This window comes from Caminicella sporogenes DSM 14501 (genome assembly GCF_900142285.1).
GTDB lineage: Bacteria > Bacillota > Clostridia > Peptostreptococcales > Caminicellaceae > Caminicella > Caminicella sporogenes.
The window spans coordinates 1-24543 of record NZ_FRAJ01000005.1 but is presented as its reverse complement, the minus strand read 5'-3'; the positions used below and the strand labels follow the sequence as shown (position 1 = coordinate 24543).

Annotated in this window: 26 protein-coding genes and 1 riboswitch; all 26 genes read left to right on the top strand. The window is 29.7% G+C overall.

Going from position 1 to position 24543, the window contains the following annotated elements; genetic code table 11:
- The first annotated feature begins 12 nt into the window (after positions 1–12).
- Positions 13–1092 carry a threonine-phosphate decarboxylase CobD gene (gene cobD / locus BUA90_RS03105; protein ID WP_072965938.1) on the top strand — a complete coding sequence of 360 codons (1080 nt, stop codon included), beginning with the start codon at positions 13–15 and terminating at the stop codon, positions 1090–1092.
- Complete coding sequence (locus tag BUA90_RS03100) at positions 1082–1963, top strand: GHMP family kinase ATP-binding protein (RefSeq protein ID WP_072965937.1); 882 nt, start codon at positions 1082–1084, stop codon at positions 1961–1963. The genes cobD and BUA90_RS03100 overlap by 11 nt, the downstream gene beginning before the upstream one ends.
- 12 nt (positions 1964–1975) lie before the next feature.
- The gene (locus BUA90_RS03095; RefSeq protein WP_072965936.1) at positions 1976–2596 is read left to right on the top strand and encodes a precorrin-8X methylmutase; all 621 of its coding nucleotides are present in this window, start codon (positions 1976–1978) and stop codon (positions 2594–2596) included.
- 18 nt (positions 2597–2614) lie between these two features.
- The gene (gene cbiD, locus BUA90_RS03090) at positions 2615–3733 is read left to right on the top strand and encodes a cobalt-precorrin-5B (C(1))-methyltransferase CbiD (RefSeq protein WP_072965935.1); all 1119 of its coding nucleotides are present in this window, start codon (positions 2615–2617) and stop codon (positions 3731–3733) included.
- The gene (gene cbiE, locus BUA90_RS03085) at positions 3730–4350 is read left to right on the top strand and encodes a precorrin-6y C5,15-methyltransferase (decarboxylating) subunit CbiE (RefSeq protein ID WP_072965934.1); all 621 of its coding nucleotides are present in this window, start codon (positions 3730–3732) and stop codon (positions 4348–4350) included. Before cbiD ends, cbiE begins: the two co-directional genes overlap by 4 nt.
- Positions 4343–4933, top strand: coding sequence for a precorrin-6Y C5,15-methyltransferase (decarboxylating) subunit CbiT (gene cbiT, locus BUA90_RS03080; RefSeq protein WP_072965933.1), 591 nt, complete (start codon positions 4343–4345; stop codon positions 4931–4933). Before cbiE ends, cbiT begins: the two co-directional genes overlap by 8 nt.
- A 40-nt stretch (positions 4934–4973) precedes the next feature.
- The gene (cobM, locus tag BUA90_RS03075) at positions 4974–5735 is read left to right on the top strand and encodes a precorrin-4 C(11)-methyltransferase (protein WP_072965932.1); all 762 of its coding nucleotides are present in this window, start codon (positions 4974–4976) and stop codon (positions 5733–5735) included.
- Positions 5728–6768 (top strand): cobalt-precorrin 5A hydrolase, encoded by a 1041-nt coding sequence (gene cbiG, locus BUA90_RS03070; protein WP_072966092.1) that lies wholly within the window; start codon positions 5728–5730, stop codon positions 6766–6768. Before cobM ends, cbiG begins: the two co-directional genes overlap by 8 nt.
- Entirely contained in the window at positions 6769–8040 is a 1272-nt protein-coding gene (gene hemA, locus BUA90_RS03065) for a glutamyl-tRNA reductase (protein ID WP_072965931.1), read from the top strand.
- A 24-nt stretch (positions 8041–8064) separates the two neighbouring features.
- On the top strand, positions 8065–8805 hold the full coding sequence (gene cobJ / locus BUA90_RS03060; RefSeq protein ID WP_072965930.1) for a precorrin-3B C(17)-methyltransferase: 741 nt from the start codon (positions 8065–8067) through the stop codon (positions 8803–8805).
- On the top strand, positions 8802–9566 hold the full coding sequence (locus BUA90_RS03055; RefSeq protein ID WP_072965929.1) for a cobalt-precorrin-6A reductase: 765 nt from the start codon (positions 8802–8804) through the stop codon (positions 9564–9566). Before cobJ ends, BUA90_RS03055 begins: the two co-directional genes overlap by 4 nt.
- Positions 9559–10203 carry a precorrin-2 dehydrogenase/sirohydrochlorin ferrochelatase family protein gene (locus BUA90_RS03050; RefSeq protein WP_072965928.1) on the top strand — a complete coding sequence of 215 codons (645 nt, stop codon included), beginning with the start codon at positions 9559–9561 and terminating at the stop codon, positions 10201–10203. Before BUA90_RS03055 ends, BUA90_RS03050 begins: the two co-directional genes overlap by 8 nt.
- 29 nt (positions 10204–10232) lie before the next feature.
- Positions 10233–11165, top strand: a complete 933-nt coding sequence (hemC, locus tag BUA90_RS03045) for a hydroxymethylbilane synthase (protein WP_072965927.1) — start codon at positions 10233–10235, stop codon at positions 11163–11165.
- A complete protein-coding gene (cobA, locus tag BUA90_RS03040; RefSeq protein WP_072965926.1) occupies positions 11166–12677 on the top strand; it encodes a uroporphyrinogen-III C-methyltransferase in 1512 nt (503 codons plus the stop codon).
- Positions 12678–12688: 11 nt separating this feature from the next.
- Positions 12689–13666: a porphobilinogen synthase gene (gene hemB, locus BUA90_RS12135; RefSeq protein ID WP_094756699.1), complete on the top strand. Its 978-nt coding sequence runs from the start codon at positions 12689–12691 to the stop codon at positions 13664–13666.
- Positions 13667–14959, top strand: coding sequence for a glutamate-1-semialdehyde 2,1-aminomutase (gene hemL, locus BUA90_RS12130; RefSeq protein WP_094756698.1), 1293 nt, complete (start codon positions 13667–13669; stop codon positions 14957–14959).
- 122 nt (positions 14960–15081) lie between these two features.
- Positions 15082–15864 carry an undecaprenyl-diphosphate phosphatase gene (locus tag BUA90_RS03030; protein ID WP_330390640.1) on the top strand — a complete coding sequence of 261 codons (783 nt, stop codon included), beginning with the start codon at positions 15082–15084 and terminating at the stop codon, positions 15862–15864.
- 49 nt (positions 15865–15913) lie between these two features.
- A complete protein-coding gene (locus BUA90_RS03025; RefSeq protein ID WP_072965924.1) occupies positions 15914–17062 on the top strand; it encodes a DUF362 domain-containing protein in 1149 nt (382 codons plus the stop codon).
- Between the two features lie 126 nt (positions 17063–17188).
- Positions 17189–17650 (top strand): chemotaxis protein CheX, encoded by a 462-nt coding sequence (locus BUA90_RS03020; RefSeq protein ID WP_072965923.1) that lies wholly within the window; start codon positions 17189–17191, stop codon positions 17648–17650.
- A 7-nt stretch (positions 17651–17657) separates the two neighbouring features.
- Positions 17658–18128: a tRNA (uridine(34)/cytosine(34)/5-carboxymethylaminomethyluridine(34)-2'-O)-methyltransferase TrmL gene (gene trmL / locus BUA90_RS03015; protein ID WP_072965922.1), complete on the top strand. Its 471-nt coding sequence runs from the start codon at positions 17658–17660 to the stop codon at positions 18126–18128.
- A 138-nt stretch (positions 18129–18266) separates the two neighbouring features.
- Positions 18267–19889: a Na/Pi cotransporter family protein gene (locus BUA90_RS03010; RefSeq protein ID WP_072965921.1), complete on the top strand. Its 1623-nt coding sequence runs from the start codon at positions 18267–18269 to the stop codon at positions 19887–19889.
- Positions 19890–20110: 221 nt separating this feature from the next.
- Positions 20111–20950 carry a DegV family protein gene (locus tag BUA90_RS03005; protein ID WP_072965920.1) on the top strand — a complete coding sequence of 280 codons (840 nt, stop codon included), beginning with the start codon at positions 20111–20113 and terminating at the stop codon, positions 20948–20950.
- A 23-nt stretch (positions 20951–20973) separates the two neighbouring features.
- On the top strand, positions 20974–21816 hold the full coding sequence (locus BUA90_RS03000; RefSeq protein ID WP_072965919.1) for a DegV family protein: 843 nt from the start codon (positions 20974–20976) through the stop codon (positions 21814–21816).
- Positions 21817–21850: 34 nt separating this feature from the next.
- Positions 21851–22963 (top strand): DUF362 domain-containing protein, encoded by a 1113-nt coding sequence (locus BUA90_RS02995; protein WP_072965918.1) that lies wholly within the window; start codon positions 21851–21853, stop codon positions 22961–22963.
- 314 nt (positions 22964–23277) lie between these two features.
- A riboswitch (glycine riboswitch) is annotated at positions 23278–23376 on the top strand.
- Positions 23377–23617: 241 nt separating this feature from the next.
- Complete coding sequence (locus BUA90_RS02990) at positions 23618–24007, top strand: GrdX family protein (protein WP_072965917.1); 390 nt, start codon at positions 23618–23620, stop codon at positions 24005–24007.
- Between the two features lie 20 nt (positions 24008–24027).
- Positions 24028–24543, top strand: a 516-nt coding sequence (locus BUA90_RS02985; RefSeq protein ID WP_143146260.1) for an NAD(P)/FAD-dependent oxidoreductase, incomplete at its 3' end; no start/stop codon positions are given.

Here is a 24543-nt window from a genome sequence, read left to right as displayed (position 1 = left end):
AGGAAGATATTTTTGAAGATAAAACATGGTGGTAATATATATGAAATTGCAAAAAAGCATAGCAAAAATATTGATGAAATAATTGATTTTAGTGCAAATATAAATCCTCTGGGTATTTCTAAAAAATTAAGAGAAGCAATAATTGAAAACATAGATATTATTAGCAAATATCCAGACCCAGATTATAAAGAACTGATTAAAGCTATTGCAGATTATAACTTTATTGACAGAGAATATATAATACCTGCAAATGGAGCTACGGAAATTATTTTTTTAATGATAGAAGCAATACGACCTAAAAAGGCATTGTTATTAGCTCCTACTTTTTTAGAATACGAAAGGGCATTAAAAAAAGTAGGGAGTGAAGTTATATATTTCAAATTAGAAGAAGATAAAGATTTTAAAGTGGAGCCATTGAGTTTTATCAATAAAATTACAGATGATATAAATTTGATAATTTTATGTAATCCCAATAATCCTACAGGGCAGATAATAGAAAAAGAAAATTTGATAAAGATTTTGAAAAAATGTAAGGAAGAAAATATTTACCTCATGATAGATGAAGCTTTTATAGAATTTGTTGATGAAGAAAAATTAAGCATGGTAAATTATGTAGAAAAATTTGATAATTTGCTTATAGTCAAAGCGCTGACTAAATTTTTTGCTATACCGGGATTGAGATTGGGATACGGTATTATATCTAATAAAATCTTAAAAGAAAAAATAGATTCAATTGCTCAGCCTTGGACAATAAATAGTTTTGCATCATTGGCAGGTAAAATTTTATTGGAAGATAAAGATTATATTTATAAAAGTAAGGTTTTAATAAAAGAAGAAAGAAAATATTTGCTTAAATCTTTAAATGAATTTAGGGAAATAAAAATTTTTAATTCTAAAGCAAACTATATATTTTTTAAACTTTTAAAGGAAGGAATAAATTTAAGAGAAAAACTTATAGAGAAAAACATTCTTATAAGACAGTGTGATAATTATATAAATCTTGATAAATGTTATTATAGAGTAGCTGTAAAAGATAGAAATTCAAACAAAAAGTTAATAAAGGCTTTAAGAGAGGTTTTATATGAAGGTTAAAGTAAAATGTCCGGGTTCTTGTGGAGAATACATACAAGGAATTATAGGAGATAGTGAAAAACTTATATCTTTACCAGTAGATATTTATTCTGAAGTTACGATTGAAGAAAAAAAGAATTTCCATGTAGATAAAAGAAGAAAAAAGGCCATTTCAGCTTTATATAAAACATTGGAATATTTTGATGTGCCTATAGAGTATGTAAAAAGTTTGTCACTTACAATCAATTCAAAAATTCCCATAGCAAAGGGTATGGCAAGTAGTACTGCCGATATATATGGAACTATTATGGCAACTGCAAAATTAATTGATAAAAAATTATCTGAAGAAGAAATTGCCAAATTATGTAGTAGTATAGAGCCGACAGATAGTATTATATTTGAAAAGTTAACTTTATTTGACCATATAAAAGGTGTAATCAAAAAAAGATTTGAATGGAATCCTAAAATCAATATTTTAGTATTAGAAGGAAAAGGTACTTTAGACACACAAGAATTTAGAAAAAGAGATTTTGACCATTTAAGAAAAAAGAACAAAAAGTATGTCGAAAAAGCTTTTGAATATTTTTCAAGAGCATGTAGAGAAAAAGATAAAAAACTTTTGGGAATGGCGTGTACTATAAGCTCTTTAGCTAATCAAGATATAGTTTTTAAGCCTAAATTAAATGAAATTATTGAAATATCATATAAGTTTAATGCTTATGGTGTAAATGTTGCTCATAGCGGTACAGTTATAGGAATATTGTATGATGAAAATGCAGCTGATATAGAAAAGTTAATATATTCCTTAAATAAAATTAATATAAGTGAAGAATATTCAAAAATATATTCTGTAAAAAGTGTTGAAGGCGGAGTTAGATATTTAGTTAAATAAGGGGAGAATTTTATGTTAGATTATGTTAAAAATCCATATGAAATTGAAAAAAAGAGTTTTGAGATAATAACTAAAGAACTTGGAAACAAAGTATTTCCAGAAGATGAGGGCAAAGTTATAAAGAGAATAATTCATACCACAGCAGATTTTGAATATGCAGATATTACGGTAATAAGAGATGGAACTTTAGATAAGGCAAAAGATGCTATAAGAAAAGGGATAAATATAATAACTGATACGAAAATGGCTATGGCTGGTATTAATAAAAGAAAACTATCTGAGTATGGAGTGCAGGTTTTTAACTATGTAGGTGATGAAGATGTAGCAAGGAAAGCCAAAGAAGAAAGAATAACTCGTTCAATTGTGGCAATGAGAAAAGCAGTAAAAGAAAATCCATATGGAATATTTGTGATAGGTAATGCTCCAACGGCACTGTTTGAGTTAATTAGACAAGTAAAGGAGGGTAAATCTAATCCTTCTTTAATAGTTGGAGTGCCAGTTGGTTTTGTTGGTGCTAAAGAGTCGAAAGAAGAACTATTAAAGTTAGATATTCCATATATAGTAACTCGTGGAAGAAAAGGCGGAAGTACTGTTGCAGCAGCTATTATTAATGCCATACTTTATATGATTTAATAAAAAAGAGGTATAAATATGCTTGACAGATATGTTTTTAAAAATGGTAAAAAAATGAGATATGGATATACTACTGGTTCTTGTGCCGCTGCTGCATCTAAAGCATCGACTTTTATGGCTTTAAATGGACAGATAATATCGAAAATAGAAATAGATACTCCAAAGGGGTGGAAATTAAATTTAGAAATAGTAAATCCTAAAATATTAGATGACGGCAGTGCTGTTTGTTATGTTAAAAAAGATGGAGGAGATGACCCAGATATTACAAATGGCATTTTGGTAGGTGCGAAAGTGAAAATTACAGATAATCCAGAAATAATTATCAAAGGAGGAAAGGGTGTAGGTATAGTCACAAAACCGGGGCTTTATCTGCCGGTAGGTAGCCCTGCTATAAATCCTATTCCGCTCAAAATGATAAAAAGTGAAATAAAAAAAATTTTACCTGAGAATAAAGGAGTAAGGGTTACCATAATTGTTCCAGAAGGAGAGAAAATTGCTAAAAAAACATTCAATCCAAAACTTGGAATTTTAAATGGAATATCGATATTGGGGACAAGTGGAATAGTTGAGCCTATGTCTGATGAAGCTTTTAAAGAATCTTTAGCTATAGAGTTTAAAATGCTTGTACAAAAGGGAATAGACAAAGTCGTATTAGTTCCGGGAAATTATGGAGAAGAAAAGGCAGTAAAATATTTTGGCATTGAAAAAAGATATATTATTAAAACTAGTAATTTTATTGGTTTTATGCTTAATAAATGCGTGGAGTTAAATATAAAAAAAGCACTTATCATAGGGCATATAGGAAAATTGGTAAAAGTTTCGGCAGGAATTTTTAATACGCATAGTAAGATTGCTGATGCTAGGAGAGAAATAATAGGTGCAAATTTAGCACTTTTAGGAGCATCTAGTGATGTAATAAGAGAAATTTTTAACTGCATTACTACAGAAGCAGCAGTGAATGTAATAGAAAAATATGGATACAGCTTAGTATATGAAGTTTTATGCAAAAGAGCTGAAGAAAGATGTATGGATTATTCTTATGGAGAGTTAGAAGTTGGAGTGATTATGTTTTCAATGGAAAAGGGAATTTTACACATTGGGGATAATGCCAAAAAAATTTTGGAGGAGTTTAAATGAATAAGGTATATGTACTGGGAATGGGACCGGGACATAAAGACTATATACTGCCTATTGCTTTAAAAAAAATAGATGAAAGTGATGTTTTAATTGGTGGAAAAAGATTGTTGAAAGGTTTTGAAAATTACAAAAAAGAATTGATAGTTATTGATAGTAAATTAACTAAAATAGTAGATTATATAAAAGAAAATAAAAGACACAAAAAGATTGCTTTGCTTTTATCTGGTGATACCGGTTTTTATAGTATGCTGGATTATCTTAAAAGATATTTTAAAGATGAAGAAATTGAAGTAATACCGGGAATAAGTTCGTACCAGTATTTAATGGCAAAGCTCAATAAATCTTGGCATAACTCATTTATAGGAAGTGTTCATGGGAGAGAATTAAATATTATAGATATAGTAAAAAAATACAGCAGAGTAATATTACTTACAGATTTTAAAAAATCACCATCTTATATAGCTTCTATACTTATGAAAGAAGGAGTAAGAAATAAAAGGATGATAGTTGGTGAAAATCTTTCTTATGATAATGAGAGAATTATCAGTGGAACACTTGAGGATATATCAAATCTAAAAGAAAATGGTATCTCTGTGGTGGTGATAGAAGATGAATGATACATGGCCGTATTTTACAAGTGGAATTCCGGACTTTATGTTTATTAGAGGTAAAGTTCCTATGACTAAGGAAGAAATAAGAGCTATTTCTATTTCTAAATTGAGATTAAAAGAAAATATGAACGTTGTAGATGTAGGAGCTGGAACAGGTTCTCTTTCAATAGAAATAGCATTGATTTGTAAAAAAGGTATTGTTACAGCTATAGAAAAAAATGAAGAAGGAATAAGATTGATTAATGAGAATATGAAGAAGTTTAATGTTTCCAATATAAATACAGTTCATGGATATGCCGCAGAAGAGATTAAAAAGATAAATCGCTTTGATAGAGTTTTTATTGGTGGAAGTGGAGGAGAGCTGAAAGAAATATTAAAAATTTGCAAAGAGAAGTTATCTGATGAAGGAATTATTGTCATCAATGCTATTACAATAGAGACGATATATCAATCTATTAAATATTTAAAGGAATTTGAATTTAATGATATAGATGTGGTTTCAGTTACTATATCAAAGTCAAAAAAAATTCTAAATCATACTATTATGGAAGGATTAAATCCAATCTATATAATATCTGCAAAGAAATAAATTTAATAATTTAAAATACAAAATAGAAGAGAGTGATTTTATGAAGGTTTATTTTATAGGAGCTGGACCGGGAGACCCAGAGCTTATGACTATAAAAGGAGCAAAAATAATTGCTAAGGCAGATATTATTATTTATGCTGGGTCATTAGTCAATAAAGAAGTACTAGCCAATAAGAAAAAAGAGGCAGTTGTATACAATAGTGCATCTATGACATTAGAAGAGGTAATAGATGTGATTGAAAGAGGGATAAGAGAAGGAAAAATAGTTGCAAGAGTACATACGGGAGACCCCAGCATATATGGTGCTATAAGAGAGCAGATAGATATATTAGAAAAAAAGGGAATACAATATGAAGTTATACCGGGAGTGAGTTCTTTTGTTGCGGCAGCTGCAGCAATAAAAAAGGAATTTACATTACCGGGAGTTTCTCAAACGGTGATTTTGACGAGAATGGAAGGAAGAACACCCGTACCTGAAAGGGAAAAAATAGAAAGTCTTGCAAGTCATAGAGCTTCTATGTGTATTTTTCTTTCGGTGCATATGATTGATAAGTTAGTTAAAAGGTTAACTGCTCACTATCCTAAGAATACTCCTATTGCAGTAGTGCAGAGAGCTTCGTGGAAAGATGAAAAAATAGTAGTGGGAACATTAGAAGATATTGAAGTGAAAGTTAAGGAGGCTGGTATTACTAAAACTGCTCAAATACTTGTAGGAGACTTTTTAGGAGATAATTATGAACTATCTAAATTGTATGATAAAAATTTTAGTCATGGATACAGGAAGGCAAACAAAAATGGATAAGGCAATTATAACTCTTACAAAGGGTGGAATGGAGCTGGGTTTAAAGCTTTTAAATGAATATGAGGACAGCGTTCTTTATATAAATAAAAGGTTCAATTTTTGTGGAGATAGGATTTATAAGATTGAAAAAGATATAAAGACTTTAATTTCTGAAATTTTTCATAAATATAAATGTCTTATATTTATCATGGCAGCTGGAATAGTAGTTAGAGTGATTGCACCACATATAAAAAGTAAAACTACAGACCCTGCCGTTATAGTATTAGATGAAAAAGGAAAGAATGTTATATCTTTATTGTCAGGTCATTTAGGTCTTGCAAATGAATACACATTAGATATTGCTAAACTTTTAAAATCAAATCCTGTCATTACAACTTCGTCTGATGTCAATAAGACATTAGCTGTTGATATAATTTCTATGAAATTAAACTGTATTATAGAAAATATAAAAGATGCTACGAAAGTAAGTGCTCATATAGTAAATGGTGAAATGGTAGGAATTATATCTCAAATAAATATTGATTTTAATCTGCCTTATAATATAGAAATTATAAAGAATTTGAAAGATATTTCGTTGTATAAGGGGATAATTTATATCACCAATGAGAAAATAAATCTGCCTAAAAATTTAGATGCAGTTTTACTTAGGCCTAAAAATATTGTTGTTGGTATAGGGTGCAGAAAGGGCATAGATAGGGAAAAAATTATAAAGGCAATAAATGATGCGTTTTGTAAAGCAAATAAAAGTATTTTGTCTATAAAGAAGATTGCTACCATAGACTTAAAGAAAGATGAAAAAGGTATTATACAAGCAGCTGAATATATGAATGTGCCTCTTGAAATTATAAGCAGTAGGAAAATTTTAGATATAGAAGATGAATTTGAAGTATCTAGTTTTGTTAAAAAATCTATAGGAGTAGGAGCAGTAGCTGAACCAGCAGCGGTAATAGCTTCTAAAAGGGGTAGCCTAATATTAAATAAAACAAAGTATAATGGTATAACTATTGCTTTAGCAGAAGAAGGTGAAAATTAGATGGAAATAGTTGTATTTGGACTAAATCATAAGAAGGCACCTATTCATATAAGGGAAAAAGTTTCTTTTAAAGAAAGCCAGAAAGAAGATAGTTATAAAATTTTAAAAAAAAGTAAGTTTATAAGAGAGTTTTTAATTCTTTCAACTTGTAATAGAAGCGAAATAATAGCTGTTGTCAGTGATATTGAAAAGGGAATAAATGAAATAAAAAATTTTTATATTAGATTTTTTGATTTGGATTTAGATTATATAGAGAAATATTTTTATGAAAAAATATATGACTGTGCAGTTAAACATGTTTTTAATGTGGCTGCGGGTCTGGATTCTTTAGTTATAGGAGAAGACCAGATACTTGGACAATTAAGAGAAGCTCATGAGTTTTCTATAGATAAAAAGGCTACAGGGCCAGTTTTAAATAAATTAATAAGAGAAGCAATTACTACTGCAAAGAAGATAAAGAGAGAGACAAAGATTTCAGAGAATTCATTATCTATTAGCAGTATAGCTGTCAAGTTTGTAGAAAAGATTTTTGATAATTTGACAAACAAAAAAGTACTTGTAATTGGCGTTGGAAAAATGAGCAGAATTGCAATAGAAAATTTAATATATAAAGGGGTTAAAGAAATATATGTAACTAACAGGACAAAAGGACATGCTGTAGATTTATCTAAAAAATACAGAGAAATAAGTGTAATAGATTTTAAAGATAGATATAAAATGATTGACAAAGTGGATATTATTATTTCTTCTACAAGTGCACCTCATTATGTTTTGAAAAAAGACGAATTTATAAAGCATTATAAAAAGGCTAAAAAAATATGTATAGTCGATATAGCTCTTCCAAGAGATGTAGAACCTAAAATAGGGGAATTGGATGGAATTTCTTTATTTGAACTTGATGAGCTAAAAGGTGTAGCTGATGAAAATTATAAGCTTAGAGTTGAAGCTGCAAAAGTAGCATTTCATATTATAGCTCAGGACTGTATAAAATTTAAAAATTGGTACAACTGTCTACCTGTATTTCCAGTTATAGAAGAACTTAAAAATTATACATCTTCAATTGTCAATAAAGAGTTAGAAAGTTTTATGAAAAAAATAAATCATTTAGATAAAAAAGAAAAAGAGCAGATAATACTTTTTACAAATAGTTTAGCAAAAAAACTTTTTAAAAAACCTCTTCTTGAGCTTAAAAGAGCAGGAGAAAATATGGAAGGAAAGTTGTATGCTAGGATTACTAGAGAGTTATTTGGACTGTCAGAAAAGATAAAATAGTAGATTTAAAGTAGGTGATATGGCGTGAATAATAGAGGAAAAATATATGTTGTCGGTATTGGTCCTGGAAATATGGAACATATGAGTTTGATGGCTTTAAAAGCAATAGAAAATTCTCAAGTCGTCATAGGATATAAAACTTATATTGAACTAATAAAAGATTTACTACATGGCAAAGAAGTTATAGATTCTGGTATGAAAAAAGAAATAGAAAGGTGTAATTTGACTATAGACGAAGCTGAAAAAGGGAAAACAGTTTCGATAGTGAGTAGTGGAGACCCGGGAATATATGGTATGGCTGGAGTTATTTTAGAACTTGTAAATAAGAGAAAAAGCGAAGTAGATGTAGAAATTATTCCGGGCATATCAGCAGCTAATGCAGCGGCTTCATCATTGGGATGTCCATTAATGCATGATTTTGCAGTAATTTCTTTAAGTGATTTGCTTACCGATTGGGAAGTGATTAAAAAAAGAATTAAATGTGCTGCAGAAGGCGATTTTATTATTGCTTTGTACAATCCAAAGAGTAAGGGTAGAGAAAATCAAATAGTTCAAGCAAGAGATATAATTTTAAAATATAGGAAATCATCTACTCCAGTGGGAATAGTAAAAAATGCAAAGAGAGCTAAAGAAAAGGTAGTTATAACTGATTTGGAAAATATGTTAAATCATGAAATAGATATGTTTACTGTAGTTATTATAGGTAATTCAAATACATATATCGATAAAGGTAAAATAATTACACCAAGGGGATATAAAATATGATTCTTCTTTTGAGTGGGACAAAAGATGGAAGGGAAATAGCATATGCATTACATAAAAAAGATTATCCATTAATAGTTACTACAACTACGGAATATGGAAAATATTTAATAGAAGAAAAAGAAAATATAAATGTCTATAGTGAAAAATTAGACTATGAAAAGATGATTAAACTAATAGAGCAAAAAGGTGTAAAACTTGTAATAGATGCAACTCATCCATATGCGGAAAAAGTAAGTGAAAATATCATTAAGGCTTGTAAGTATAAGAAAATTCCATGTTTCAGATTTCAAAGAGAAGAGATTGGAAGTCTAAAATTTCAAAATATAATTTATAGAGCAAAGGATTATGAAGAAGCTGCAAAGAGTTTAGCAAACAAGAAAGGTAATATATTACTAACTGTAGGTAGTAAGACTTTAGATATATTTGTAAGATATACAGATGTAAAGAGGTTATTTGCAAGGGTACTGCCTGTCAGCAGTATATTGGAAAAGTGTGAAAAATTGGGTTTTAAGCCTTCAAATATCATTGCAATGCAAGGACCGTTTTCAAAGGAAATGAATATAGAAATGATAAAAAAATATCACATAGACATAATGGTAACTAAGGACAGTGGTAAAGTGGGAGGAACTATTGAAAAGTTTGAAGCTGCATATGAATGTGGAATAGATGTAGTCTTGATAGAAAGACCAGATATATATGGAGAGTTAGTTTATGATGACATGAATGAGCTGATAAAAAGGGTGTGTAAAATTTATGGATAGTTATTATCCTATTATGTTAAATATAAGTGGCAAATTATGCAAAGTAATAGGTGGAGGAAAGGTTGCAGAAAGAAAGGTTAATTCTCTTTTAGAATGTGGAGGAGAAGTTGAAGTAATAAGTCCTATTCTTACACGTGAACTTGAAAAATACGCCAAAGAAGGAGTTATAAGTGTTAAAAGGCGAAAATATGTTTATGGAGATTTGGAAGGTAGTTTTTTGGTTTTTGCGGCTACTAATGATGAAAAGACTAATGAAGAATGTTTACGGGAATGTAGAGAAAAAGATATTTTACTTAACATAGTTGATAAGCCAGATAAATGTAATTTTATAGTTCCTTCAAAGATTCAAAGAGGAGATTTAACTATTACTATATCTACAAATGGAAAGAGTCCTGCACTGTCAAAGAAGATAAGGGAAGAGTTAGAGGCTTTGTATTCAGAAAAATATATTGAATATGTTAATCTTTTAGGTGAAATAAGGAAAAGAGTAAAGATGGAAATAACTGATATAAATAAGAGAAGAGATATTATGCTTAAAATAATAAATTCGGGAATTATAGATAAATATATCGGTGGAAAAATAAATGATTTAAAAAAGGAGTTATACGATTTTTATAAAAAGTTAATTATGGACTGAAAAGTACTTGGTCTTAAGGAGTTGAAATGATGGAAAGAGATGAAATAATTGTTGGGACAAGAGGAAGTGAATTGGCTCTTACACAAACTAAAATAGTTATAGACAAATTAAAAAAAATATTTCCTCAATTAAGTTTTAATATAAAAATTATAAAAACTACTGGAGATAAAATTTTAGATAAGACGTTAAATAAAATTGGTGGAAAGGGATTATTTGTTAAAGAAATAGAAAATGCTCTTTTAAATAATGAGATAGATTTGGCAGTTCACAGTATGAAAGATGTACCAAGTGAATTTTTAAAAGAATTAGAAATAGGAGCAGTAACAGAGAGAGAAGATATAAGAGATGTTTTACTTACTAAGGATAAAGAAAAATTAAATGAATTAAAAACAGGTGCCAAAATAGGGACAAGCAGTCTTAGAAGGGGAGCTCAAATATTAGCTTTAAGAAGTGATTTAAAAATCGAACCCATAAGGGGAAATATACAGACTAGGATAAACAAAATGTATGATATGGAATTAGATGGGATAGTTTTAGCTGCAGCAGGAATAAAGAGAATGGGATTAGAAGATAAAGTATCTGAATATTTTGATGTAAAAGATATTGTACCTGCAGTTGGACAAGGGGCTTTGGGAATACAAGTAAGAAAAAATGATAATTTTATTAAAGGAATAATATCTAAAATAAATGATGAGAAGACAGAATTGGCAGTTAAAGCAGAGAGAAACTTTATGAAAGTATTAAATGGAGGATGTCATGTGCCAGTAGGGGCATATGCATTTATAGATAAAGATAATTTAATAATGATTGGAATGGTAGCTTCTATAGATGGGAAAAAACTTATAAAAGTTCAGAAAGTAGGAAGTATAAATGAACCTGCTGTTCTTGGAGAAGAAGTTGCTTTAGAAATTTTAAAAAAAGGCGGTAAAAATATATTAAAAGAAATAGAAGGTGATATGTAGGTGAATGGAAAAGTTTATTTAGTCGGAGCTGGTCCTGGGGATTATAAACTTATTACATTGAAGGGGTTAGAGTGTATAAAAAAAGCAGATGTCATTTTATATGACAGATTAATAAATCCAAAACTATTAAATTATGCTAGAGATGATGCAGAGATAATATATGTAGGAAAAGAACCAGATAATCATAGTTACAAACAAGGAGATATAAGTAGGCTTATTTTAGAAAAGGCTTTAGAAGGGAAAATAGTAACAAGACTTAAAGGTGGAGACCCATTCGTATTTGGCAGAGGAGGTGAAGAAGCGTTATTACTAGCTGAAAACAATGTAGAATTTGAAATTGTACCTGGAATAACATCAGCTATATCAGTACCTGCATATTGTGGTATACCCGTAACTCATAGGAACTACAGTTCTTCTTTTCATGTCATTACAGGACATGAAGATCCAACAAAAAAAGATGGATATTTAGATTATGAAGTTTTAGGAAAATTAAAGGGAACTTTAGTATTTTTAATGGGAATAAAAAATATAGAAAATATATGCAATAATCTTATAAAAAATGGACAAGCACCTAGTAGACCTGTTGCTGTAATTAGGAAAGGAACTACACATGAACAAAAAATGATTATAGGAACTCTAGAAGATATAGCTTATAAAGTTAAAGAAGACAATTTTCAAAATCCTGCTATCATAGTAGTTGGAGAAGTTGTAAATCTTGCTGGAAGTTTGAGGTGGTTTGAGAACAAACCGCTTTTTGGTAAAAAAATTCTTGTAACTCGTACAAGACATCAAGCAAGTAAACTTTCGCAGAAGATAGAAGAATTAGGAGGTGAATCTATAGAATTTCCAACTATTAAAATAATTGAAAATGAAGATTACAGAGATATAGATAGGGCACTTAATAATATTAAAAAATATAAATGGATTATTTTTACTAGTGTAAATGGAGTAAAAATTTTCTTTGGGAGAATGAAAAAGCTTGATTTTGATGTAAGGATTCTTAAAGATATTACAATTTGTGCTATAGGACCTGCTACAGCAAAAAAATTAAATGATATGGGATTAAAAGTAGAATATATGCCTGATGAATATAGAGCCGAAGGCATTATCGATATTTTGAAGGATAAAATTAAAGATGGTGATAATATACTTTTGCCTAGAGCAGATATAGCACGAAAACTTTTAATAGATGAATTAGAAAAATTAGGTGCAAAGGTAGATAATATACCTATTTATAAAACGGTAATACCAGAATATGACAGAGAAAATCTTATAAAAATTTTAAAGGAAAAAGTAGATGTCATTACATTTACTAGCTCATCTACAGTAAAAAATTTTGTGAAAATTTTAGGAATGGAAAATTTAAAACTTATAAACGGTGCTAAAATAGCTGTGATAGGACCTATTACAAGTACTACAGCCAAAGAGATGGGAATGAATGTAGATATAGAAGCAAAAGAATACAGCATTTCTGGACTTGTTGATGAAATATTAAACTATTTTTGTAATTAGGGGTGAAGAAAATGAATCTTATAGTAAGACCAAGGAGATTGAGAATTAATAAAAATATTAGAAGTTTAATAAGAGAAACAAAATTAAGTGTTGATGACTTAATTTATCCTCTATTTTTAGTGGAAGGAGAAAATATTAAAGAAGAAATATCGTCTATGCCTGGTAATTATCATTTTTCTATTGATATGCTTGAAGAAGAAATAAGAGAAATATCTAATTTGGGAATTAAAGCAGTGCTTCTCTTTGGAGTACCAAATGAAAAAAATCCTACTGGAAGTGAAGCTTATAATGATGATGGAATAGTTCAAAAAGGTATAAGAGAAATAAAAAAGATAAATAAAGATATTTTAGTGATAACAGATATATGTATGTGTCAATATACCGATCATGGACATTGTGGAATAATTAATGAAGAAGGTGTAGATAACGATATTACATTAGAGTACTTAGGAAAGATTGCTCTATCTCATGCTAAAGCAGGTGCAGATATGGTTGCACCTTCAGATATGATGGATGGAAGAGTTGGAAAGATAAGAGAAGTTCTTGATGCAAATGGTTTTACAAATGTATCTATTATGGCGTATAGTGCTAAATATGCATCAGCTTTTTATGGACCTTTTAGAGATGCAGCTCATTCAAAACCTCAATTTGGGGATAGAAAGACATACCAAATGGACCCTAGCAATTCAAATGAAGCTTTAAGAGAAGTTGAATTAGATATTATAGAGGGTGCAGATATTGTAATGATTAAACCTGCACTGCCTTATCTTGACATAATAAAAAAAGTAAAGGATAATTTTAATGTTCCAATTGCTGCATATAATGTGAGTGGAGAATATGCCATGATAAAAGCTGCTATAGAAAAGGGACTTGTAGATGAAAAAGCAATAATATTTGAAGTGCTAACAAGCATAAAGAGAGCAGGAGCTGATATTATTATTACATATTTTGCTAAAGATATAGCAAAATGGATTGGGGAGGAGATGTAATTGAATTTAGAAAAATCAAAAAAAGCTTTTGATGAGGCGAAGAAATATATTCCGGGTGGAGTTAACAGTCCGGTTAGAGCTTTTAAATCAGTTTCAATAAATCCACCTTTTATAAAAAAAGGAAAAGGTTCTAAAATATATGATATAGATGGAAATGAATATATAGATTATGTTTTATCTTGGGGACCATTGATTCTTGGACACTGCCATCCTGAAGTAATAAGAGCATTAAAAAATGTAATAGAAACTGGAACGAGTTTTGGTGCACCTACGGAAATAGAAACAGAGCTTGCTAAGATTATCTGTGAGGCAGTACCTTCAGTAGATATGGTTAGAATGGTTAACTCTGGAACAGAGGCGACAATGAGTGCTTTAAGGTTAGCTAGAGCATATACTAATAGGGATATGATAGTTAAATTTATTGGGAACTATCATGGACATTCGGATAGTCTTTTAGTAAAAGCAGGTTCAGGAGTACTTACATATGGAATACCCGGAAGTCCCGGAGTACCAGCAGATATTGTAAAAAATACAATTTCAGCTAGATATAATGATATAGAAGGTATGAAAGAAATATTCAAAGAATATGGTGAAAAAATAGCAGCTGTAATTATTGAACCTGTAGCAGGAAATATGGGAGTTGTTCCAGCTACACAAGAATTTATGGACTTTTTGAGAGAAATTACACGTAAATATGGTGCGCTTCTAATATTAGATGAAGTAATGACAGGATTTAGACTTGCATATAGCTGTGCTCAAAGCATATATAATGTTAAGCCTGATATAACTTGTTTTGCTAAAATAATTGGTGGCGGATTACCTGTAGGAGCTTATGGAGGTAAGAAGGAAATAATGAGTAAAGTTTCTCCTATGGGACCAGTATATCAAGCAGGAACTCTCTCTGGTAATCCTTTAGCTATGGCAGCTGGATTTACAACGCTTAAAATATTAAGAGATAATCCTAAAATATATGAAGAATTAGATGAAAAAGCAAAAATGCTTGAAGAAGGATTTAAAGAAAATGCTAAGAAATTTGGAATAAAAACAGTAATAAATAGAGTAGGTTCTATGTTGTGTATTTATTTTACAGACAAAGATGTATATGATTATGAAACTGCAGTTACAAGTGATACTGAGATGTTTGCAAAGTATTTTGAAGAAATGTTAAAACAAGGTATATATTTATCTCCTTCTCAATTTGAAGCTATATTTATTTCTGCTGAACATACTATGGAGGATATAGAAAAAACTATAAAAGCTAGTTACAATGCTTTTAAAAATATTGCTCTATAAAAAAGCTCACTTTATGGTGAGCTTTTAATTAGCATTTTAAATTTTTGAAGGAATATTTGAAGTTTTGGCGAAATAACTATAAGTTATAGCAAATTTGAAAAAAGTAAATGGAGGTAGGAAAGTTGATAATCAAAGCAATTATACTAGGAATAATAGAAGGATTAACGGAATTTTTACCTATATCATCTACAGGACATCTTATTATAGCAAATAAGTATCTAGAGTTTACGGGTTCTTTTGCAAATGCTTTTGCAGTTGTGATTCAAGTTGGGGCAATTTTTTCAGTTTTAATATATTTTAAGGATAAAGTTTTTCCAAAGTTTGATGATAGAAAGAGCATGAAAGAGTATTTTAGTCTTTGGTCGAAAGTGGCAGTTGGAACTGTACCAGCTGTTATTTTGGGACTTTTATTTGAAGATTATATAGATGAACATTTTTTTAATACTACTACTGTATCAATAGCATTGATTTTAGGTGCACTACTACTTTTATATTCTGAAAGCAGATTAAAAAGAGAAAAGATTACATCAGAAAGAAATATTACATACAGACAGGCTTTTTTAGTAGGAGTAGCTCAGTGCATGGCATTATGGCCTGGAATGTCAAGGTCGGCATCAACGATTATTGGAGGATTGTTTTTAGGATTTTCTAGAAAAGTTGCAGCAGAATTTTCTTTCTTTTTGGCAATTCCTACTTTAATAGGTGCAGCAGTTTTAAAAATATTCAAAATGGGATTTAATTTTTCACCATATGAATGGCTTGTTTTAGGAGTAGGTACATTTGTATCTTTTATTGTGGCATATTTAGTTATTGCATTCTTTATGAATTATATTAAACGCAGGAAATTATCTCCTTTTGCATATTATAGGATACTTTTAGGTATATTAGTTCTTCTTTTAGCTTAAATAAGTAATTTATAAAAGTGAAAACATTTATGAAAGCAGAGGTTTTGATATGGAAAAAGTGTCTTTAATTAGATGTGATGAGTATATATATGAAGATGTGAAGGAATCTATAAAACAGAGTTTTATGAATTTAGGAGGAATAGACAGATATATAAAAAAAGGCGAAAAAGTGCTTTTGAAGTTGAATTTACTTATGAAGAAAAAGCCAGAAGAAGCTACTACGACTCATCCAATTTTTGTAAGGGCATTGGCAGATGTATTGATTGAAAATGGAGCAGAAATAATAATAGGAGATAGTCCTGGTGGACCTTTTAATGAAAAAATACTTAGAGGAATTTATAAAGCAACTGGAATGGAAGAAGTTGCACAGATAACAGGAGCAGTTCTTAACTATAATACAAATTCAGTTGAAGTTATTAATGAACATGGCAAATTATTAAAAAAAATGACTGTTATTGAGGTTTTAAAAAAAGTAGATAAGGTAATTTCCGTATCGAAACTTAAAACACATGGAATGGTTATGTTTACAGGAGCAGTTAAAAATATGTTTGGCATTATACCGGGGCTTTTAAAGGCTGAATATCATTTTAAAATGCCAAAGATAGAGGAGTTTTCAGATGCATTGGTAGATATTTGTTTGTGTGGAAATCCCATTCTTTCATTTATGGATGGAATTGTAGGCATGGAAGGAGAAGGACCATCAGCAGGAAAACCTAGAAAAGTAGGTGCAGTTATAGCTTCGACAAGTCCATATCATCTAGATGTTGTAGCAACTTCAATAATAAATATAAAACCTTCTAATGTTCCAACTATTATGAGGTGTATTGAGAGAGGAATTGTTAAAGGGAATTTAGAAGATATATTATTAATTGGAGGAAAAATAGAAGATTTTAAAATAGAAGATTTTAAGGTTCCAAAAATTAGAAGCATAAGTTTTTTGAAAGGCAAGATTCCTAAGTTTTTAGAAAGATATTTAAATAACATATTAAAACCAAAGCCTGTTTTTCATCATGATATTTGTATAGGCTGTAGGGATTGTGAAAAAAGCTGTCCTCCAAAGGCAATAAAAATGATAAATGGAAAGCCAGAAGTAAATTTAGATAAATGCATAAGATGTTTTTGTTGTCAGGAATTATGTCCTAAAAAGGCAGTAAAAATTCACAGACCTTGGATTTTAGACATGATTACAAAGTGGTAAAATATATTAAATCTGAACAAAAATTTTTTAAAATAATAATTATTTTGTTGTTTTAAATTTATTTTTGTTGGTAGAAATATTATATATAGAAATTATAAATACTAAAATCGAAATAGGAGGAATATAATGAAGGCTGAACATGTTAATCCATTTATAAAAGCTAGTAAGGAAGTAATAACTCAAATGACAAATATTGAATTTAAAGTAGGTAAACCATTTTTGAAAAAAAGTCCTTTTAATGCTAAAAGTGTGCTTATACTAATTGGTATAACAGGAGATTTAAAGGGACAAGCTATTATAGACATAGACAAATCTACGGCTTTAAAAATAGTTTCGGGTATGATGGGTGGTATGCCTGTTGCAGAATTAGATGAAATAGCTAGAAGTGCTTTATCTGAACTTGGAAATATGATAATGGGAAATTCTGCGACTCTTTTATACAATCAAGGAATCAAGATAGACATAACTCCTCCAAGTTTGATGATGGGGCAGAGTATGTCAATATCTACAGATCATATGCAGAATATATGTGTTCCACTAGAGGCTGACAATGATAGAGTCGAAATAAACATAGTAGTAAAGGAGTAGATGCAGTATGGCTTTTAATATAGTACTATATCAGCCTGATATACCTCAAAATACAGGCAATATAGCTAGAACATGTGCTATTACTGGCAGCAGTCTGCATTTGATTAAACCTTTAGGATTTTCTTTAGAAGATAAATATTTAAAAAGAGCTGGATTGGATTATTGGCGTTTTTTAGATATTCATATTTATGAAAATCTAGGAGAATTTTTTGAGAAATATCCAGATGGAAAATTTTATTTTGCAACTACAAAAGGGGCAAAAATATATACAGATGTAAAATACGAAGAAAACTGCTTTTTAGTTTTTGGGAAGGAAACTGCAGGACTCCCTGATGAAATTCATAAAAAATATAAGGATAGATGTATAAAAATCCCTATGATAAAAGATGCTAGAGCAAGGTCTTTAAATTTATCAAACTCAGTAGCTATTGTTTTATATGAAGTATTAAGACAACATTCATTTCCAAATATGTTTTAAATGGTATAAATTAACATAGAATTAACACAAACTTAACTTATATTTAACATTTAACATAAACTTAACAAAACTTTTGTCGAAATATAGTATTATGTTAATTGTATGTTAATTCTATGTTAATTTAGAGGAGGATTATTGATGGAAATCTTTTTTGGACTAATAGGAGGATTAGGTTTATTTCTCTATGGAATGAACGTAATGGCTGCTGGACTAGAAAAGTCAGCAGGAGATAAGATGAAAAAAATCATAGAAGTTTTAACCAGTAATAGAATAATGGGAGTATTAGTTGGTGCTGTAGTTACAATGATAGTACAGAGCAGTAGTGCTACAACGGTAATGGTAGTAGGATTTGTAAATGCAGGTATTATGTCTTTAACACAGGCAGTAGGAATAATCATGGGAGCAAATATAGGTACTACTATTACGGCACAATTAGCTTCAATAAACTTTACGGAAATTGCACCTGTATCTGTAGGTATAGGAGTAGGAATATGGCTTTTTTCATCAAATAGAAAAGTTAAAAATGTTGCTGAAATTTTAATTGGTTTTGGTATATTATTTATTGGTATGCATTTTATGAAAGATGCCGTTAATCCTTTAAGGCAGTATGAAGGTTTTACTAACTTGCTTTTAAGTTTTGGTGGAAATAACATATCTGATAAGGCACTTGCGATACTTTCTGGTTTCGCAGTTACAGCAATAATTCAGAGTAGTAGTGCTACTACTGGATTGCTTATTGCTTTGGCAAGTCAAGGGCTTTTGCCTATAGAATCAGCTTTTCCAGTTGTATTGGGAACAAATATAGGTACTTGTGTAACAGCAATGATTTCTAGTATAGGTGCAAATAAAACTGCTAAAAGAGCTGCATTAGTACACATGTTATTTAATGTCATAGGTACTGTATTGTTTATAATTTTCCTTGCAAATCCGACTATAAAGATTGTTACATCAATGTCTGATGATCCTGCTAGACAGTTGGCAAATGCACATACATTATTCAATATTGCAAATACTTTAATATTATTGCCATTTGCTTCAATACTTGTTTATATAGTTAAAAAAATAATTCCTTATGATCCAAATGAAGAAAAAGAAATTCAAGGTATAAAATATCTTGATGAGAGAATTTTGGAAACACCTTCTGTAGCTATGGTTCAAGTTATGAAAGAAGTACTTCATATGGGTAATGTAACATTAGAATCATATGGAAAAGCAATGGAAGCTTTTTTCAAAGCAGATGAAAAAATTGCTGCAGAAACATTTAAATTTGAAAAGATAATAAATGAGATGGAGAGAGAAATAGCAAATTATCTTTTGAAAATATCTAACACAGAAATATCTAGTAAACAAAGAGAAATTATTGATGGTTTATTTAATACTATAAATGATATAGAAAGAGTTGGAGACCATGCTGATAATTTAGCTGAACTAGCAGTATATAGAGTAGAAAATAAATTAAAATTTTCTGATGAAGCTATATCTGAATTAACTAGAATGCATGAAAGAGTTGTTAAATCTTATAAAGAAGCTTTAACAGCACTTAAGACTGGAGATACTAAAATAGCTCAAAGAGTAGTCGAAAGAGAAGGCGAAATAGATTTAATGGAAAAGAATTTAAGAGCTAATCATATATCTAGATTGAGTAAACAGCAATGTATACCTACATCTGGAGTTATTTTCCTAGATATAATAAGTAATCTTGAGAGAATAGCAGATCATGCATCTAATATTGCTTTAGCTGTTATAGATGCTAATAGATAATTATAAGACTCCTGCTTATGAGTGGGAGTCTTTTGTTTATCTTGTAATTAGAATTTAAAAATTGTATTATATTTTTATATAAGTGTATGTTTAGAAACTTAACATATTTATTTTTTTGTTAACCATTAATTTATATTTATATTGAATGATAAATTAGTATATTTACTTTTTATAATTGCAAATTTATATAATTTTAGACTTAGTGAGGTGAAAGTAGAAGTATGGCAATCAGGATAATAACGGATAGTGTTTCAGATATACCTAAGAAAATTGCTGATGAATTAAATATAACTATTATTCCCTTGATTGTAAATTTTGAAGGAAGTTCTTATAGAGACGGTATTGAAATAACTGCTGAAAAATTATTTGATATGATTGAAAAAGTGAAGAAATTGCCGACTACTTCTCAAATTACTTATGGAGAGTTTTTTAAAATATTTGAAGACGTAATAAAATCTGGAGATGAAGCAGTAGTTATATTGATGTCTTCTAAATTGAGTGGTACATATAACAGCGCAGTTGCAGCAAAAAATTCATTAGAAACTGATAAAATTACTATAATTGATTCAAAAGCTGTAACATTTGGACAGGGACTTATGGCAATTGAAGCAGCAAGAATGGTGCAAAAGGGTTTTTCAAGAAAAGAAATTGCCGATAAAGTAGTATATATGAGAGATAATATGGTACATAAGTTTATAGTGGATAATTTAGATTATTTAAAAATGGGTGGGAGATTATCTGCGACTCAAGCTGTTGTAGGAAAAATTTTAAATATTAAACCAATATTGACTATGAAAGATGGGTTATTGATTTATGAAGACAAAGTTAGAGGAAAGAAAAAGGCAATAAAATGGATTATTAAATGGTTAAAAGATAACAAAATTAATCTTAAAGATAAAACTATAGGAATATATCATTCAAATGATTTAGAATATATGTTAGAGTTAAAAAAAGCTATAATTGATAATTTTGATGTAGGAGAAATTATAGTGTCTAAAGTGGGAGCTGTTGTGGGTACTCATGCTGGACCGGGCTGTATAGCTGTTGCATTTGTAAAATAATTTAGAGGAGTTGGTTTTAAAGAATGAAAATAAAAATAATTACAGATAGTTTATCAGATATTCCTAGAGAATTGGCCCATGAATATGATATTTCAATTATACCGCTTACTGTAAGATTTGGAACAAAGGAATTTAAAGATGGTATAGATATTAAACCTCAAGAATTTTATGAAATGTTAAAGGAAAGTCATGAAATTCCGAGTACATCTCAAGTATCGCCTAATGAATTTAAAAAAGCCATTAAAGAAGCATTGAATTCAGGATATGAAAGAATAATAATTATTAATGGTTCAAGTAAAGTTAGTGGTACATATCAATCTGCGTTATTGGCTAAGAAAGACATTGGAACGAATAATATATATGTTTTTGATTCTCGCTGTTTGTCTTATGGACTAGGTATGATTGTATTAGAAGCAGCTAAAATGGCTAAACAAAAGAAATCTTTTGAAGAAATAATTGAAAAAATAAAAGAAATGATAAAAGGAGCACAGCAAATATTTTCAGTAGATACACTTGAATATTTACACAGAAATGGCAGATTAAGTACTGCAAAAATGGTTCTTGGAACTTTATTGAATGTAAAACCGATACTTGCTATTATTGACGGTGTAGTTGAACCGATAGATAAAGTGAGAGGAACTAAAAAGTTGTACAAATCTTTAATAGATATATGTATAAAAAGGGGACTTAAAACAGGTAGTAAAATAGGACTTGGACATTCTGCAAATATAGAAGGTGTAAAAAGATTAAAAGAAATGATTGAAAAAGAATTAAGACCTAGTGAGATAGTAGTAACTGATATTGGATGTACTATTGGAAGTCATACAGGACCAGGAACATTAGCAATATTTTTTATAGCTGAATAAAATACCTTTAATAATGAAGAATGGAGGGAAAAAATTGGGTAGTAAAGTTTATTTTATTAATTTAAGGTCAAATTCTAAAAAGAACAATTTATCAAATAAACTTAAACGGCTTTTTGATAGTGCTAAATTAAATAAAATATTGGAAAAAGGAGAACAAACTGCAGTAAAGCTTCATTTTGGAGAGAAGGGCAATCATGGATATATACATCCGGTTTTTGTAAGACAAATAGTAGATAAAATCAAAGAATATGAAGCAAAACCTTTTTTGACAGATACAAATACACTTTATACTGGAAGCAGAACAAATAGTGTAGATCATTTAATAACAGCAATAGAAAATGGATTTGCATATTCGGTAGTTGGTGCTCCAATTATTATAGCTGACGGTTTGTTTAGTAAAAATTCTATTGAAGTTGAGGTGAATTTAAAAAATTTTGATAAAGTCAAAATAGCAGGTGAAATTTTTAATTCAAATTCTATGATAGTGCTTTCGCATTGTAAAGGACATGCTCTGGCAGGGTTTGGAGGTGCTATTAAAAATTTGGCTATGGGGTGTGCTACGGCTTCAGGAAAACAAATGCAGCATTCAGATGCAAAACCTGATGTAATAAAAAAGAAATGTGTAGGCTGTGGGATTTGTGTCAATTGGTGTCCTAAAAAATGTATAGAAATAATAGACGGTAAAGCTAAAATAGATCACGATAAATGTATTGGATGTGGAGAGTGTACTACAGCATGTAGATTACGAGCTATAAAAGTCCAATGGGCAACAAATAACGATGTGTTTTTAGAAAAGATGGCAGAATATGCCTATGGAGCAGTTAAAAATAAGAAAGAGAAAGTGGGCTATATAAATTTTGTTATGAATGTTACACCTCTTTGCGATTGTGTACCATGGAGTGATGCACCAATTGTAAGAGATATAGGTGTTTTAGCATCTTTGGACCCAGTTGCTCTTGATAAAGCATGTTATGATTTAATAAATAATGAAGCACCTCTACCTAATACGGAGATTAATGTAAATATTAATCCCGGAGAAGATAAGTTTAAACATATACACAAAAATGTAAATCCTAGTTATATATTTGATTATGCAGAAAAAATAGGTTTGGGAAGCAAAGAGTATGAAATTATTGAAGTGAAATGATACTTTAGGTTAGTTAAGAGTTAAAGTGAAATTGAGAATTGAAAATTGAGAATTGAAAATTGAGAATTGAAAAAAGATTTTAGAGAAATTTTTTTCTGTAATCTATTACCTTACTGAGAGCTGAGAACTTACTTGTTACTGAGAGTTAGAAAGGATTGACAAGACTTGCAACTTGCAATATCAAGTTATAAATTATTAAATTTAGGAAAAATTTAAAAATAGTATTGTAATGATTTGATTAGTCATATATAATTACTATAGGGGAATTTAATTTTGAAAATAGAAGTATTTAAAAATTGAATAATTGTCGCTGGATGAAGGATACGGGAGAGAGTCGAAAGACCGCCGAAGGTATAAGTTGTTACTATGCCAGTAACAATAAAGATCTCAGGCAAAAGGACCGTATCTAGACAGAGCTCTGGAAAGCTTTAAAGCACCGAAGGGGCAATTTCAATTTATATTTATTATAAATTGAAAGAATCTCTCAGGTAAAAAACAGAGGAGCATATGGCAACTTAGGTTAGCTATTGCTCCATTTTTTTGTATAATTTTTATTTCAAGCAATTTATATGTTTGTTTTTAAAACTTAAAATTGTTTCTTGTTCGATATTTGAAAACGTTTACAAAACAAATACATATTTTGAGGTGGACTACTTGAAAAAAATAATTGTTACAAACAATAGATTAGTTTGTGAAAAATTTCATAAAAATGTGGATATAATCTTTAATGAAGATTTTAGTTACTTAGATGTATTAAAATGCGTACGTGATAAAATTCATGAAGGACATAAATTATTAACTCATCCATTATCAGGTAGTGTTAAGCCAAATGAAACTCCTTTTAAATCTGTCGTAATAAGTTTTGACAAAGGTAATATGGATTTTGATTCTTTAGCGATTATAGAGGAAAGTATAATTGCTGCAGAAAAATTTATCAATCAAAAAAAGCTTCCTAAATATTCTGAAAGAGTTTTAGATGATTGCAGATTTATTGATTATTGTTTAATTAGAAGTGGTATAGATAGTATAGACCAATTTTATTAATTATATGAGGAGGAATTAAGATGAGTGAAATTTACGATGTAGTAATTATAGGTTCGGGACCTGCAGGTTTAGCAGCAGGATTGTATGCAGCAAGGGCGAAGATGAAAACATTGATATTAGAAAAAAATAAAGCAGGAGGACAAATAGTAACAACAAATGAAGTAGCAAATTATCCAGGTTCAATAGAAAATGCGACAGGACCAAGTCTTATAGCAAGAATGGTAAAGCAGGCAGAAGAATTTGGAGCACAGAGAAAGAAAGACAATGTAGTGGAAGTAGATTTTAGTGAAAAGATAAAGAAAGTTAAAGGAGAAAAAGAAGAATACAAAGCAAAAGCAGTAATTATAGCAACAGGAGCAACACCAAGAAAGCTGGGAGTACCCGGGGAAGCAGAATTGACAGGAAAAGGAGTATCATACTGTGCAACATGTGATGCAGACTTTTTCACAGACTTAGAAGTATTTGTAATAGGAGGAGGGGACTCAGCAGTAGAAGAAGCAATATACTTAACTAAATTTGCAAGGAAAGTAACAATA

Coding starts and splice junctions, on each gene's coding strand:
- BUA90_RS03000 (WP_072965919.1), top strand. CDS start 20,974: ATGAAAATAAAAATAATTACAGATAGTTTATCAGATATTCCTAGAGAA.
- hemB (WP_094756699.1), top strand. CDS start 12,689: ATGAATCTTATAGTAAGACCAAGGAGATTGAGAATTAATAAAAATATT.
- BUA90_RS03010 (WP_072965921.1), top strand. CDS start 18,267: ATGGAAATCTTTTTTGGACTAATAGGAGGATTAGGTTTATTTCTCTAT.
- hemA (WP_072965931.1), top strand. CDS start 6,769: ATGGAAATAGTTGTATTTGGACTAAATCATAAGAAGGCACCTATTCAT.
- BUA90_RS03050 (WP_072965928.1), top strand. CDS start 9,559: ATGGATAGTTATTATCCTATTATGTTAAATATAAGTGGCAAATTATGC.
- cbiT (WP_072965933.1), top strand. CDS start 4,343: ATGAATGATACATGGCCGTATTTTACAAGTGGAATTCCGGACTTTATG.
- BUA90_RS03095 (WP_072965936.1), top strand. CDS start 1,976: ATGTTAGATTATGTTAAAAATCCATATGAAATTGAAAAAAAGAGTTTT.
- BUA90_RS03055 (WP_072965929.1), top strand. CDS start 8,802: ATGATTCTTCTTTTGAGTGGGACAAAAGATGGAAGGGAAATAGCATAT.
- BUA90_RS03005 (WP_072965920.1), top strand. CDS start 20,111: ATGGCAATCAGGATAATAACGGATAGTGTTTCAGATATACCTAAGAAA.
- cobM (WP_072965932.1), top strand. CDS start 4,974: ATGAAGGTTTATTTTATAGGAGCTGGACCGGGAGACCCAGAGCTTATG.
- hemC (WP_072965927.1), top strand. CDS start 10,233: ATGGAAAGAGATGAAATAATTGTTGGGACAAGAGGAAGTGAATTGGCT.
- BUA90_RS03020 (WP_072965923.1), top strand. CDS start 17,189: ATGAAGGCTGAACATGTTAATCCATTTATAAAAGCTAGTAAGGAAGTA.
- cbiD (WP_072965935.1), top strand. CDS start 2,615: ATGCTTGACAGATATGTTTTTAAAAATGGTAAAAAAATGAGATATGGA.
- BUA90_RS03025 (WP_072965924.1), top strand. CDS start 15,914: ATGGAAAAAGTGTCTTTAATTAGATGTGATGAGTATATATATGAAGAT.
- BUA90_RS03100 (WP_072965937.1), top strand. CDS start 1,082: ATGAAGGTTAAAGTAAAATGTCCGGGTTCTTGTGGAGAATACATACAA.
- cbiE (WP_072965934.1), top strand. CDS start 3,730: ATGAATAAGGTATATGTACTGGGAATGGGACCGGGACATAAAGACTAT.
- cbiG (WP_072966092.1), top strand. CDS start 5,728: ATGGATAAGGCAATTATAACTCTTACAAAGGGTGGAATGGAGCTGGGT.
- trmL (WP_072965922.1), top strand. CDS start 17,658: ATGGCTTTTAATATAGTACTATATCAGCCTGATATACCTCAAAATACA.